At 61.4% G+C, this 11,815-nt stretch carries 13 protein-coding genes; all 13 read right to left on the bottom strand.

The window, feature by feature from the left end:
* Positions 1 to 9: 9 nt before the first annotated feature.
* Positions 10 to 495, bottom strand: a complete 486-nt coding sequence (locus GL300_RS17925) for a hypothetical protein (protein WP_155041036.1) — start codon at positions 493 to 495, stop codon at positions 10 to 12.
* The gene (locus tag GL300_RS17920) at positions 482 to 1,069 is read right to left on the bottom strand and encodes a sigma factor (RefSeq protein WP_155041035.1); all 588 of its coding nucleotides are present in this window, start codon (positions 1,067 to 1,069) and stop codon (positions 482 to 484) included. Before GL300_RS17920 ends, GL300_RS17925 begins: the two co-directional genes overlap by 14 nt.
* 11 nt (positions 1,070 to 1,080) lie before the next feature.
* Positions 1,081 to 2,322 (bottom strand): AAA family ATPase, encoded by a 1,242-nt coding sequence (locus GL300_RS17915; RefSeq protein ID WP_155041034.1) that lies wholly within the window; start codon positions 2,320 to 2,322, stop codon positions 1,081 to 1,083.
* Between the two features lie 123 nt (positions 2,323 to 2,445).
* The gene (locus tag GL300_RS17910) at positions 2,446 to 4,875 is read right to left on the bottom strand and encodes a cobaltochelatase CobT-related protein (protein ID WP_155041033.1); all 2,430 of its coding nucleotides are present in this window, start codon (positions 4,873 to 4,875) and stop codon (positions 2,446 to 2,448) included.
* 70 nt (positions 4,876 to 4,945) lie between these two features.
* Positions 4,946 to 5,197, bottom strand: coding sequence for a hypothetical protein (locus GL300_RS17905; RefSeq protein ID WP_155041032.1), 252 nt, complete (start codon positions 5,195 to 5,197; stop codon positions 4,946 to 4,948).
* 105 nt (positions 5,198 to 5,302) lie between these two features.
* Positions 5,303 to 5,734, bottom strand: a complete 432-nt coding sequence (locus GL300_RS17900) for a hypothetical protein (protein WP_155041031.1) — start codon at positions 5,732 to 5,734, stop codon at positions 5,303 to 5,305.
* 181 nt (positions 5,735 to 5,915) lie between these two features.
* Positions 5,916 to 6,836, bottom strand: coding sequence for a RepB family plasmid replication initiator protein (locus tag GL300_RS17895; protein ID WP_170297710.1), 921 nt, complete (start codon positions 6,834 to 6,836; stop codon positions 5,916 to 5,918).
* A 483-nt stretch (positions 6,837 to 7,319) separates the two neighbouring features.
* On the bottom strand, positions 7,320 to 7,811 hold the full coding sequence (locus GL300_RS17890; protein WP_155041029.1) for a Y16D family protein: 492 nt from the start codon (positions 7,809 to 7,811) through the stop codon (positions 7,320 to 7,322).
* On the bottom strand, positions 7,808 to 9,262 hold the full coding sequence (locus GL300_RS17885; RefSeq protein ID WP_155041028.1) for an ATP-dependent DNA ligase: 1,455 nt from the start codon (positions 9,260 to 9,262) through the stop codon (positions 7,808 to 7,810). Before GL300_RS17885 ends, GL300_RS17890 begins: the two co-directional genes overlap by 4 nt.
* Positions 9,259 to 9,453 carry a hypothetical protein gene (locus tag GL300_RS17880; RefSeq protein WP_155041027.1) on the bottom strand — a complete coding sequence of 65 codons (195 nt, stop codon included), beginning with the start codon at positions 9,451 to 9,453 and terminating at the stop codon, positions 9,259 to 9,261. Before GL300_RS17880 ends, GL300_RS17885 begins: the two co-directional genes overlap by 4 nt.
* Before the next feature lie 51 nt (positions 9,454 to 9,504).
* Positions 9,505 to 10,065 (bottom strand): hypothetical protein, encoded by a 561-nt coding sequence (locus tag GL300_RS17875; RefSeq protein WP_155041026.1) that lies wholly within the window; start codon positions 10,063 to 10,065, stop codon positions 9,505 to 9,507.
* Between the two features lies 1 nt (position 10,066).
* A complete protein-coding gene (locus GL300_RS17870; protein ID WP_155041025.1) occupies positions 10,067 to 10,579 on the bottom strand; it encodes a hypothetical protein in 513 nt (170 codons plus the stop codon).
* Between the two features lie 84 nt (positions 10,580 to 10,663).
* The coding region (locus tag GL300_RS17865) for a hypothetical protein (protein ID WP_211595186.1) at positions 10,664 to 11,815 on the bottom strand (1,152 nt) is incomplete at its 5' end.

Genomic DNA, 11,815 nt, shown 5'->3' with positions numbered 1-11,815 from the left:
CCTCTTACTTTAGCCGCGGCGCAAGGAAATGCTGTCGCCTTGAATGTCAGCAGCCTCGCAATGCTGCAGGATCGCCACTGCCTGCTTGGTGTAGCTTGCTGCGGTCGATGGTCTCAATTTACAGCGTTCGGCAATGACCGTCGCTAGGAATGCGGTCTTGACCTCGCGGAAATGCAGCAGGATCTGACACACATCACCCATGAAGCCTTGATTGGTGGGATAGGGGTTCTCACCACCCATGAGGGATGCGCGGACCTCGCGCGCGGACTTGCCGAGCTTCTCGAATACTTCCCTGGCTTTCTCCGACAGCTCGCCTTTGCCCGCGCGACGCTTGCGCGTGACGACGCCGCAGATCGCCCTGATGTCATCCATCGTCTGCACCGACCGCTTCTCGCAGTCAGGGGCGAAGGGGCAGACGCCACAGGTGGAGTCTTTCGCGAAATAGGTCGAGCCAAAGCAGCCGGGCGTGAATTGGAAGAGGTCAGAGGTATTCATCCAGGGTCTCTTTGAATTGGGCGACGAGGTGGTATCCGCGCGAGCGATGAAGGCCCATCACGCGGAAGAGGAGCGGCAAGGTGATCTCAGGCAGCTCAGGCTCCTTCCCTGCCCCACCGTTCAGGGCCGAAGTAAGGGCGGCCTTGGCCGCCTGGGCGCGAGCCTCGCGCTGCAGGATTTCCGGGTCTTCGATCAGCAGCTCCGCGATCTTTCGCATCTGCGGGTCGACGCGCTCGAAGGCCCTGGATCTGACGCGGCTCTCGGCCAGCATATCCTCCGAGGACTTGAAATCGTCAGGCTGGCTTTCCGCCACATCTGTGTCGAACTCCACATCTGGCCGGCGGGCGTTGACCATCTTCAGGACGCGGTTGCGGCAGCATGTCCCGAAATAGGTGGTGAAATGATAGCCGTGCGCGGGGTCGAAGCGGTCTTTCACCCGCATCCACTCCATCCACATCATCTGCTCGAAATCCTCGAACTCATGGGACGCGCGGAGTTGGGGAAATTTGGCGAAAAGGCGGAGGCTGGTGCGATGCACCAGCCCTTTCACCTCATTGGCGTTCAGGTGATCCATTGGCTCTTTCCTTACGAGCCGAAGATCCGCTGAGCGACCTCTCCAGCCACGATCTTGTCGGTGCGGGGCAGGCGGTTGGCGAAGGCAAGGTCGATGCCCATGCGCCAGTTGCCACCGAACGCCAGCCCGAGCTGGGCCGCGTTGATCATCTCCCGCGGCGAGATGGTCATGGAGATCTTGCCGTCCTTGAAGGCCTCGCGGACCTTATTGGCAAAGGAGACGATCTGCTTGGCGTTCTGCGCGGGAGCGCCCGCCTTCGAGCGCAGGATCGCCTGCTCGGTGGCCTCGTCCATGTAGTGAACCTCCTCGGTCACGCCGAAGCGCGAGTAGTTCGCGGAGTTCTGCATCAGGGTGCCCTGATAGAGGCCGGTCTCGTCGCCCTGACCATTGGTGTTGCCGGTCGCGACGAAACGGAAGTCGCGGTGCGGGGTGATCTTGCGCAGGTGCGGCGGCGCATCCTTGATGATGAGCGGCTGGCCTTCCATCACCGGCTGATAGACCGCCGTCACCGAGGGCATGGCGAAGTCGTATTCATCCGCGATGTAGGTCCAGCCGAAGAGCATCGCCATCGCCAGCGGCCCGAGCTGGTATTCCGTCTGGCCGTTCTTGACGATCCACTGACCGATGACCTCGGATTCCTGCATGTTGATGGTGTGCTGGACGCGCATCACCGGACGGCCGGTGCGGGCGCAGACCTGCTGGACCGCCGTGGTCTTGCCCGTGCCGTGCATACCCCAGAGCAGCAGCGGCTTGTTCAGGGTGAAGGCGACCAGGATCTTTTTGACCAGATCAATATTGAAGACGTAGCCCTGATCCACGGCCTGCAGGTAGGGCATGTGCTCGGCGGAATGGTCGCGCAGCACCTTGACGGTGATGGGCGTGCCGCTGGCGCCCTTGGCGGCCGGAACGTCGCCGAAATCGAACAGGGTGTGCATGTGCTCCGTCGCCTCGGTATAGCTGCCGCCGCCGGGCAGCACCTGCTGGAACTCGGCCTGGACGGCGGGCTCGTGCGGCGTGGCGGTCGCGACGGCGGGCGCAGCCGGTGCCGCGGGAGCCGCCGCCTTCTGCTGCTTCTGGATATACTGCATGGCGAAGTCCGACAGCAGCGGCGCGTCGGGATATTCGGCCTTGTAGCGATCGACGGTCCAGCTATCGGCGTAATTCGCCTGAATGTGGAGCTGGACCGAATGGATCATCTGCCCGTCGATCTCGCATTTGATCTTGTCATTGGCGGTGGGTGCAATGGCGTTCATGCTCGGTTTTCCCTTCGGTGGTGCCTTCGGTGTGGCTGGTTCGGTTCTTCTAGTAACTACTTAGCACGATGGCCGCGCAGACCGCCACCGGAAAGTAAGTAGTTACTAGAGGGGTGTGGCTTTTCAGTTCGTCAGGATGCGCTTCAGCTCGCCCATCACGGTCTTCGGGAGATCCGCGACATTGTTCAGGACCATGCTGCGCGGGTAGTAGGACTGCACAGCGGTCGTATTGATCCCGATCCCGATCGTCTCGATCCCCGCCTTGGTCAGGTTCTCCACGGTCTTCGTCAGGTGCTGACGGGTGCCGTTGCCGACCGGCTGGCCGTCGGACATGACCAGCATGACCTTGCGACGCTCCGTGCGGCGCATCAGGGCCATCGCGGCATATTCGAGGGACTCGCCATCCACGTTGGTCTCCATGCCGACCTGCGCATTGATCTGGGCGGCGATCCGGCGCTTGACGGTCGGCGTCACCCGCTCGCCGAACTCCTTGAAGATCGGCATGACGATGGTGCAGGTCCGCGAGAAGCTGTAGGCCATCGGATCGTTGCGCAAAGCATCCATCGCGCTGCGGCTCAGGCTGCCCGTGGTGAAGCCCATCACCTGATTGGCGATGTTGACGCGCTCCAGCGTCGAGGCCAGGGCATAGCCCGCGTGCATGGCGACCGAAAGTTCCTGGCCGTGCATCGAGCCGGAGTTGTCGATCAGCAGCATGACCGCCGTGTCCTTCGAGCGGTGCTCCTCGCGCTGCGTGAAGGCGCGCGGGTCGCCCAGCGGCACGCGGTAGAGCGACGGCCCGTGCAGCTTGCCGCGGGTGTGGCCCGGCGTGCGGATGACGTAGCTTTGCGACGCCATCATCCGCTCGATGTCCTTCTGCATCGGCCCGATCATGTGACGCACCTCATCTTCCATCGCAGGCACCCACTCATCGCGCACATTGATACCGAGCGTGTCAGGATCGAAGACCTCGATCCGGTCTTCGTCGCGGGTGAAGGTCGAGTAATCCGAGTGGCCCATCGCCTCCATCGCCATCTCGGTCAGCTCTTTCTGGAGAGCGTTCGACAGATCGACCGGCTGGAACTCGCTGGCATCCAGGTCGAACATGCCGCGGCCCGCGTCACCGCCGAAGCCATCATCCTCGCCCTCGCCGTCTGCCGCAGCCTCGCCGTCATCATCCTCGCGGCTGCCGCCGCCCTGAGCCTGCCGCTCCCCGCCGTTCAGATCGTCGGAATCTTCCGCCTGCTCACCGCCAGCATCTCCTCCGGCGTCAGCATCCTCACCGGCAGCTCCGGCTCCATCAGACGCGCTATCATCTCCCTCGTCAGCGTCTCCGGCGTCATCGTCTCCGCCAGCGTCATCAGCGCCACCCTCGGCATCGTCGCCATCTTCGGCATCCGCACCGTCAGCATCATCCTCGCCCGCAGCGTCAGCTTCACCGCCTTCGCCCTCTTCGGCATCGTCTCCCAGCTCGTCGGCCTGATCCTCGTCGCCTCGTCCAGCGTCACCATCGCCGGCCTCGTCCCCGTCAGCGTCGTCGGAGGCTGCATCGTCAGCAGCTTCATCCCCGTCGCTTTCGCTATCATCGCCGTCCTCGTCGCCCTCCGCGTCGCCATCTCCATCAGCGTCTCCGGCATCTTCGCCATCTTCTTCCTCGCCGCCATCTTTGCCGTCCTCGCCGGGACCGGCTTCGCCCTCATCGTCGCTCTCGGAATGGTCGCGCTCGCCATCCCCGTCGCCTTCGCCGGCGGGCTGTTCGGGCTTGTCTTCCGACTCGCCCTCGTCATTCTGATCATCCTCGCTCTCGGCGCCGGACTGATCGTCGTCGCCTTGTTGCTCCGGCGGCTGGGGCTGTTCCTCTTCCGGCTCAGGCTCGTTCAGCTTGCGATTGAAGAGGATGTCGTGGATCTCCTGCGCCGCCAGCAGGGTCTCTTCGGTGTTGCGGGCATGTTTCAGCAGACGCATGGTTTCGTCCGAGAGGGCCATGACCACCGCCTTGACCATCGGTTGTTCCCAATGATTGCCGGCGTCCATGAACTCTTGGAAGATTGCCTGGCCCGACAGCGCGCGCACGGCCGGCACCCAGAGCACCGAGAACTCCTTCTTCGTGTCACCCTTCACCGCGTCGAGCGCGGGCGTGGTGATGCGCTTGAGGAAGTAGTCATGGAGCTGGGTCAGGTTCGACTTCGAGCCGGGGAACAGTTTCATCTGCTCGCGCTCGACATACGGATCTTCGACCGAGTTGTGGCTCGCGGAGAGCGCGCGGCCTTCGGGCGTGTTGAGCGCGATACGCACCCCGTCGCCGCCGTAGTATTTCCAGTCGGTGTGCAGGACGTGCCCGACCTCATGGTCGATGAAGCCCTGAATGGCCGAGATGAACTCGGAGGTCGCATTGTCAGGGATCGACGGAATGTTGACCAACTCGGGCTTGTTGGTCTTGGCGTTGGCCCGCACATAGGCGCGGGTGCCGCGCATCGTGACGCGCAGACCCTTGCCAGTGAGCATGGGCACCAGCTTCGTGACGACTTCGCGGAGTTCGATGATTTCTCTGTTCATGGAGCTGGTGCCTTTCTTCTGCGTTTGTCACGCGCGTTTCTCTACTAACTACTTACTAGCAGCCGCAGACCTAAAAATCGCGCGGAATATAGAGTGCCGACAGCGGGATGATGGCTGCATGCCCCTCGCTCGTCGTCACCACAAATTTCTCTCCCTCCTCGCTCTTGACCAGACTCAGCACAGCACTCCCGAGGTCGATCGCGTCTTTGATCTCTCCGGTAGCGAGTGCTTCGACGGCCTCAACATCCGTCGCTTCAAAACCTGCGAGATCCGTCACCGGAGCCGCATCACTCGTGAACCCGCACTGCTGCATGTCGTTCATGGTCTAGTTTCCCTCGCCCTTGTTGGGCTTTCTCTGTGTTGGATATAGAAAGAGTGCCGAAGCGGACCTCGGCACCCTTATCGTCTTGGCCTCGTCCGATGTCTTTTACCGGGCGGCGGGCTTGTTGTTACGAAAGACGGTCGCAAGTTTGTCTTTCGTGGACTTCGTGAGGTTCTCTCCCGGCACAAGATTGGCTCGGGCAACCTCAAGGATGGCGCGCTCCTGGTCGGTAAGCTCGGAGAAGGCCTGCTGCATGAGCGAGATCACATCGTCCGAGTGGTGCTGACGCAGGGCGACCAGGAAAAGCTCCTTCGCGTCGATGTTCAGATAGCGGGCGAACTCCTCGACCCTGGTCAGGGCCATCTTGGATTTGCCCTTACGGATCATGGAGAGATAGTTCGGGGTGGCGAAGCCCATGTCGCGCGATATGTCGCTCAGAGTAACCTCCGGCGCCAGCTCGTTGAGCTTCTTGTCGAGTAAGTTAGCGAGGGGCTCCATACGGAGTTGTTCTACCCGACGCTTATCCGTATCATTCACTTGTTTCCCTCCTGTAATATCACTGCTCTAAGGTTCATTTTCGTATGCTTTGTTTGCTTCGATAGGCTACTTATAAGACAGAGTTTTCGCACCGTCTTGTGGAATAACTACTTAATAGAGACTTCCCTAGTCTGTCAAAAGGGAAGTCGTGATTCAGTAGTCACAGCCTGATTATGGAGCACTACTTAGGTATGAGGAGCTGCTCCACAAGGTTTTCGTCGCTCACAAGCTCCTCGGACCTGCCCGAAAGGCGAGCACGTCTCCCAATGCGAGAGCGCTGCGTTTCCAGGAATGCCTCCTTCAGCTCCTCGGTGGTCTTCGCCCACCAGCCTATCTTGAAGCCTACCACATTTCGGGCCTGCTTGATTGGGTGAACGCTCACATTGAAGGGAGCGAGCGCATTGATCTCGAGGATCGCCGGCCTGAGAACATGGATATTGAAATCTCCGAATTTCGCATATTTTCCGTCCTCTACGCCCATCATGTCGCGCAGCTCCGCGAGCGTCAGCTCTTGGATGCTCTTGAAGGTGAGGTTGCTCCACTGGCTGAGGTTCTCGTAGAGGGAGACGGCATATTTGGACGAGAATGCCATGAGGACCGGGATGGCGATGCGACCCCAGATCTGGGAGTCGCGCAGGATCTCCACCAGACGCTTGTCGAAGGAGTAGGTGAGCACGCCCTTGTCGCGGTCGCTGTCCTTTAGATCGTTGCCTCCAAGGAACTGGACCCGTCGAGTGTGGCCGCTCTTGAGCTTCACGATGAGAATGGTCTGCATCAGGAGCGTGATGGCCGTCTCCAGCTCGTCATTGCCCTTCCGGCGCTCTGGCCGGAGGTCGCTGAGCGCTATCGTATAGTCCTTGCCCTCTTCGATGCCCTGCATGTGAGCGTTGTGCCATAGGAGCGTGATCGAGCGGCGGGCGTTGAGCGTCAGGCTCTGATGGCCGGAAATCTGAATGAGTTCAGAGGGTTTGATTGCCTCATCCTTGCTCGGCCGCACTGTGATAGTCCGACCAGCAGGAGCGAGCACCTCCCCGAAAACCTCGTTTTTCGCATTCTTGGAGTGCTCTGTGCGCTCCCCGGAAACCTCGTTTTTCGCAGTCACGCTCTCTGACTCCCCTGCATTTTTCGCAGAGATCGACCCTTTGCGGCGCTCCAGAAGAGGCGCTTCCCCGAAAACCTCGTTTTTCGCAACGCCCGCTCGACCTCTTTTGGGCTTTTCGGAGCTACTCCCCGAAAACCTCGTTTTTAGCCGGTCGATTCCTGCGACTCGGCTCCTGAGACGAATGATAAGGGCGGTTTTCATTCGTTTGAAAGAGAAAGTTGTCCACAAGGGCATCGGATAGTTCTGTGGATACTCTGTGGATAAGAAAAAGGCCCGCTCGAGGCAGCTCCCCGGAAACCTCGTTTTTCGCCCCGAAAACCTCGTTTATCTCCCCGGAAACCTCGTCCGAAACCCCGAAAACCTCGTTTTTCGTCGTCTAACTATATGAAAATGGGCCGAAATTCGGCCCTGAATCTTAGAATAAGAATATTGAAAGAGTCAGCTAGGGTGACAGACTGGGTGTCACCCTAGCGATCAGCGCTCCTACCAGACATCCTCGCTGTAGAGCGTCGGCTCCTTCCTCGCCATCTCGTCAGGCTTGAGAAACTGACCGGCCCGATAGGCGATGTAGTAGCCCTCAGTGCGGTTCACGAAACGGCCCTTGTTGGTGAGAAAGCCTTGGTTGACCGGATGAACCTCCGTCGCGTCGAGACCCATGACGGTCGCCATGAAGTTCAGGATGGTGTGGTGACGCGCCGGAGGCGGCAGTGAAATGGTCGCGCCGTGGAAGATCGCAGCGGCCTCGATGCGTTCAGGCGGATTGGCGCGGGCGGCCGTCACCTCCTGCTTCATCTTCACGATTTCCTCGGTCTGCCGGTTCTTCACCTTGACGGCACAGGAGAGACAGGCAGTGGAATGTTTCGCCCCAACGAACTCCTGAATACAATGAACGCACCGGCCATAGTAGTCTCCCGGCGCGAAACCAGCCATAGGCCAGCAATCAAGCTGGCCCAGATCGACGGTCGTAAAGTTCATTTCTCCACCTCGCCGGTCTTGTCGTCGCGGAAGCGAATGAAGCGCGGGTGGCGGAGGGAGCCGTCGGGCGTGACTTCGTGATACTCGACCTCGACGACATGCCCGAGCAGCTTCATGCGCCTATCGAACGTCTCTCCGACAATACCGAAGGTCTCGCCCTTATAGCCGACGTTCGGATTGGCCGCCACAAGCTGCACATCCTCGCACCAGAGCTTCCAGATCTCGGCGCGGGTCGCATCATCCAGACCCGACACGCGCACCTCCACGCCATTACGGTCCACGATCAGGCCGCCGATGGTATGCTCGTATTTGCCGCCCGCCTGGCCCTGGAAGACGCCGATCACCTGAAGATCCTCGGTGTCTTCATTCTTCAATTTAAGCCAGCTCCGCGACTTCTTCTTCTGGTAAGGCCCGTCGAGCAGCTTCACCATCGCGCCCTCGAAGCCGCGCGCCCGGTAGTCCTGATAGATCAACTGGATCTCGTCATGGCTGCGAGCAACCCGCATCTCGGTGACGGTCAGGCGGTCGCCCAGATGCTTCGTGCAGCCGATCAGATCGAGGACGCGCTGGCGGCGATGCGCGTAGGGCACCGCAACATCGCCCATTGCATCGAACTCGTCCCAAGACAGCATGTCGAAGATGTGGAAGCGCACATCGGCATCCTCGCTTTTCCGCCTCAGCGCGCCCGAGGTCTCGGCAAAGCCCTGATCCGACATCATCTCGCCATCGAGGACGATCTCCGGCACGCCGCCGAAGTAGCGCAGGACCGACAGCAGGTCATGGACCGGGTTAGGCTGGCCGTTCGTGATGCGCGTCATGCCGGCCCAGTGCCGCAGCGCCTTCAGGGTCGGCTCGATCATGTGCTCGAGGGAGTCGATCGCCTTGCCCGTGCGGGTGAAGAAGCCGCCGCCGCCATCCTTGGCGATGAAGGTCACGCGATGCCCGTCGAGTTTCGGCTCGACCGCGACCGGGAAGGCCTTGACGTGCTTCTCTTCGTAGGAGTTGGCTCTCATCACGGCGAAGATCGGAACGATCGAGGGATCGACCGCAAGGATCGAGGCGGTGTTGACGCCCGCCTTGAGATCCTTGTTGAGGCAGAGCCACAGGAGGCGGCCGGCGGCGGGCGTGAAGCTGGCGAAGGCGGAGGCGACAACCTCGGCTGCGGCATTCCCGGTCAGCTCGCGGGCGGCCAGCTTCATCAGAAGCGTCTTGATCTCCGCCAGCGTGTCGCCCTCGCTCGGGCCTTGGCCGGTCGGCGGCATCTCTTTCTGGGTGATACCCCAGGTCCAGAAGGGGTTGTAGCAAAGCTGGATCATCTCGCGCCCCTGGCTGGTCGCGGCCAGATCAGCCAGATAGCGCTCCTTCTCGGTGCGCGAGGATTCGAGCGCGATGCGGTCGATCATGGCGACCAACTGGGCGTCGGTCATCCGAATGGGCTGAAGCGCGGTCATTGGACAACTCCTTCGGTGCCGTAGATGGCGCGGGCGCAGTCGATGCGGCCGGTGCTCTCCATGCGATCATTGATGCAGGAACCCAGGGCCCGATGTTTCGGGTCTTTGGTGACGTTGAATGCGGTGATGCAGAGGGCGATCACACAGACGGTGGCCGCAACGGAAATGCAGAAGATACTTTCAGGGCGCACGTTGACTCCTAGGTCTTTGAAAAGAGGTGGTTGGGAGGGCTTTCGACCTCCTCATGCAGCCGCGTTGATCGCGGCGCTCATGTCGCCGGAGATCGCAGCCTCGACATTGGCGGCAGGCTTCGACGCAGGGGCCGATTTGCGCGCCGTAGAGCGGCCTTCCGGCTTTTCATAGTTCGCGGTCGCCGAAACCCGAGTCACCTTGCCAGCGACCCGCTCACGCGGCGCGGTGGCGATCTGGGCGTCGATGCGGTCGTTGGCCGACTGGATCATCGTGACCTCGCTGCCCGCCAGGCGCCGCAGGGCGTTTTCGAGCATCACCGTGGGGCGGACAAATTCGAGCACATCCGCCGGCAGCTTGCCGTGGACCGGCTCGGTCGCCGAGCAGCGATCCGTCGCATTGGGCTGATTGTGCGCGATCCGCCGAACGATCTCGGCCGCCGGGCACTTGCCGCCACGGATGCAAACCTGACAGCCCTGGCGCTGCGGGAAGTTCTTGCCCTGATACACCATGTCGCGGACGAGGACGCAGCCGCGCATCTCGACTTTGCTGTCGAAGATCGGGCAGGTGAAGGAGAAGCGGTTCTCCTGGTCGAGGGTGAGGTAATGGCTCATCTCAGAACATCCCGAAGAAAGGTGCGTTTTTCATCTCTTCCAGCGCGGCGGCCTGTTCAGCCTCCTCTGCCGCGGCCTTGACCCTCGCCTCTTCGCGGCGCTTCTCCTCGGTGGCCTTGAGGATTGCGTCGGTCATGGCCGCGCGCTCGCTGTGACTGCCGCCGCCCGCGCCGGGCACATCGGTCAATTTCAAATCCTCATGGAGGAAGCTCAGATAGCCGTCGGTCAGGAGCGTCAGGTGCTTCCTGGTCAGATATGCGGGCAGCTTGTCCGGGGTGATCTTGGACACCGGCTGGTATTTCATGTCGTAGCCGCCCTTGCGGCGATCCTTCACGGCGGCGTCGAGGGTGTCTTCCTTCGCCAGCTCGATCTTGCCGTCGCCCGACTTGCCAACCGGCCCCCAGGCGCGGAAAAGCAGCTTGCCCATCGACCCTTCGACGAGGGTGAGCGTGTATTCTTTGGTGCCGCCCTTATGAACGCCATGCACCTGGCGGATACTCAGTTGGACCGTCATGCTTTTGCCTTTCGGTTCGGTTTCTATCTTGTGCTTACTGTATAGCGCGGCGCGGCAGCGCCGTCGCATGGGATGTCGCGGTCGTCAGTCGGAAATGCCGTTGCGTGCGCGGTTGATCGCATTGGCGTAGGGGTTCTGGAGCCGCCACATCATGTCGAGCGCGGGGGTATAGGGCCGCGCCGCGCGATAGGCCGCCACCACCACTTCCGGCGTGACCTCGTTGGGGTCTTTCTCGAAGGGCAGCAGTGCCACACGGGCCTTGAGTCCGATCGAGACCATCAGTCGGGACGCATCGAGGGCGGCCTCGAGCGCCTTGGGCTCGCCATCCCACATCATCGTCACGGTGCGCAGCCCGCCGATGCGCAGGGTGTTGAGCCGCCCGAGCTGGTCGTCGCCATCCATCGCGCCATAGGACAGGTGCTTGCCGAAGGAGCCGAGTGCGGTCACGTCGCGCAGATCCTGCTCCTCATCGAGCGCCATCTTGATCGCGATCACGTCGAAGAAGCCCTCGCCCATCACCGCGGCGCCCGAGGCCACGCAGTTATGCCCGTTCAGAAGGTAGCGCCCGGTGCCGGGAAGCGCTTTCGGGAAGAGGTATTTCTTGGGCGAGTTGCCGATCATGTCGCGGCCCTGGAAGGTCTTCAGGGTGCCGTCGAGATCGAAGACCGGAACGATGATCCGATCCGAGAAGGTTTGCATCTTCGTCTCGCCGTCTTCCTTGAACTTCCACCAGCCGAACTGGCAATGCCTGAGCTGGAAATAGCTCGCCACATCGAGCGGGACGCCCCGCTGGGCCAGATAGAGTTGCGCGGCGGGCGTGGCCTCGCTCACAGGCTCGCTCAGGGGCAAGGTGACGGCGCTGGTATCCACCGCCACCATCGCCTGTCGCTTGGGCCGCCAGCCCTGCTCGCGCAGCACCTCCTCGACCGCCTCGAAGGTCAACCGCCACTCGTTGTCTCCATGCCCGAGATGAGCATGGATGAAGCTGGTGCGGGTGAAGCTGGCCGAGCAGACGAAACAGTTGCCCTTGCCGGTATCCAGACCGAAATAGGTCCGGTAGCGGAAGTCGCCGCAGGCCGGGCATTCCTTCAGATTGGCCTGGAGGCCGTTGACGCCCTGCCCGAGCTTGAAGGTCAGACCCTCGCGCTCGAAGTAGAACTCCATGTCCAGCTCGTCGATCTCTTCGGAGGTGAGGCGGGCCATCAGTGCTCGACCCCGATGACCTTGGTCAGGAAC

This window comes from Paracoccus litorisediminis, assembly GCF_009711205.1.
GTDB classification, from domain to species: domain Bacteria; phylum Pseudomonadota; class Alphaproteobacteria; order Rhodobacterales; family Rhodobacteraceae; genus Paracoccus; species Paracoccus litorisediminis.
The sequence above is the reverse complement of the archived record's forward strand: the minus strand, read 5'-3'. Positions and strand labels throughout refer to the sequence as shown.

Bases quoted from the DNA above. Each gene is read 5' to 3' on its own strand.
- GL300_RS17925 (WP_155041036.1), bottom strand. From the start codon at position 495: ATGAATACCTCTGACCTCTTCCAATTCACGCCCGGCTGCTTTGGCTCG.
- GL300_RS17920 (WP_155041035.1), bottom strand. From the start codon at position 1,069: ATGGATCACCTGAACGCCAATGAGGTGAAAGGGCTGGTGCATCGCACC.
- GL300_RS17915 (WP_155041034.1), bottom strand. From the start codon at position 2,322: ATGAACGCCATTGCACCCACCGCCAATGACAAGATCAAATGCGAGATC.
- GL300_RS17910 (WP_155041033.1), bottom strand. From the start codon at position 4,875: ATGAACAGAGAAATCATCGAACTCCGCGAAGTCGTCACGAAGCTGGTG.
- GL300_RS17905 (WP_155041032.1), bottom strand. From the start codon at position 5,197: ATGAACGACATGCAGCAGTGCGGGTTCACGAGTGATGCGGCTCCGGTG.
- GL300_RS17890 (WP_155041029.1), bottom strand. From the start codon at position 7,811: ATGAACTTTACGACCGTCGATCTGGGCCAGCTTGATTGCTGGCCTATG.
- GL300_RS17885 (WP_155041028.1), bottom strand. From the start codon at position 9,262: ATGACCGCGCTTCAGCCCATTCGGATGACCGACGCCCAGTTGGTCGCC.
- GL300_RS17875 (WP_155041026.1), bottom strand. From the start codon at position 10,065: ATGAGCCATTACCTCACCCTCGACCAGGAGAACCGCTTCTCCTTCACC.
- GL300_RS17870 (WP_155041025.1), bottom strand. From the start codon at position 10,579: ATGACGGTCCAACTGAGTATCCGCCAGGTGCATGGCGTTCATAAGGGC.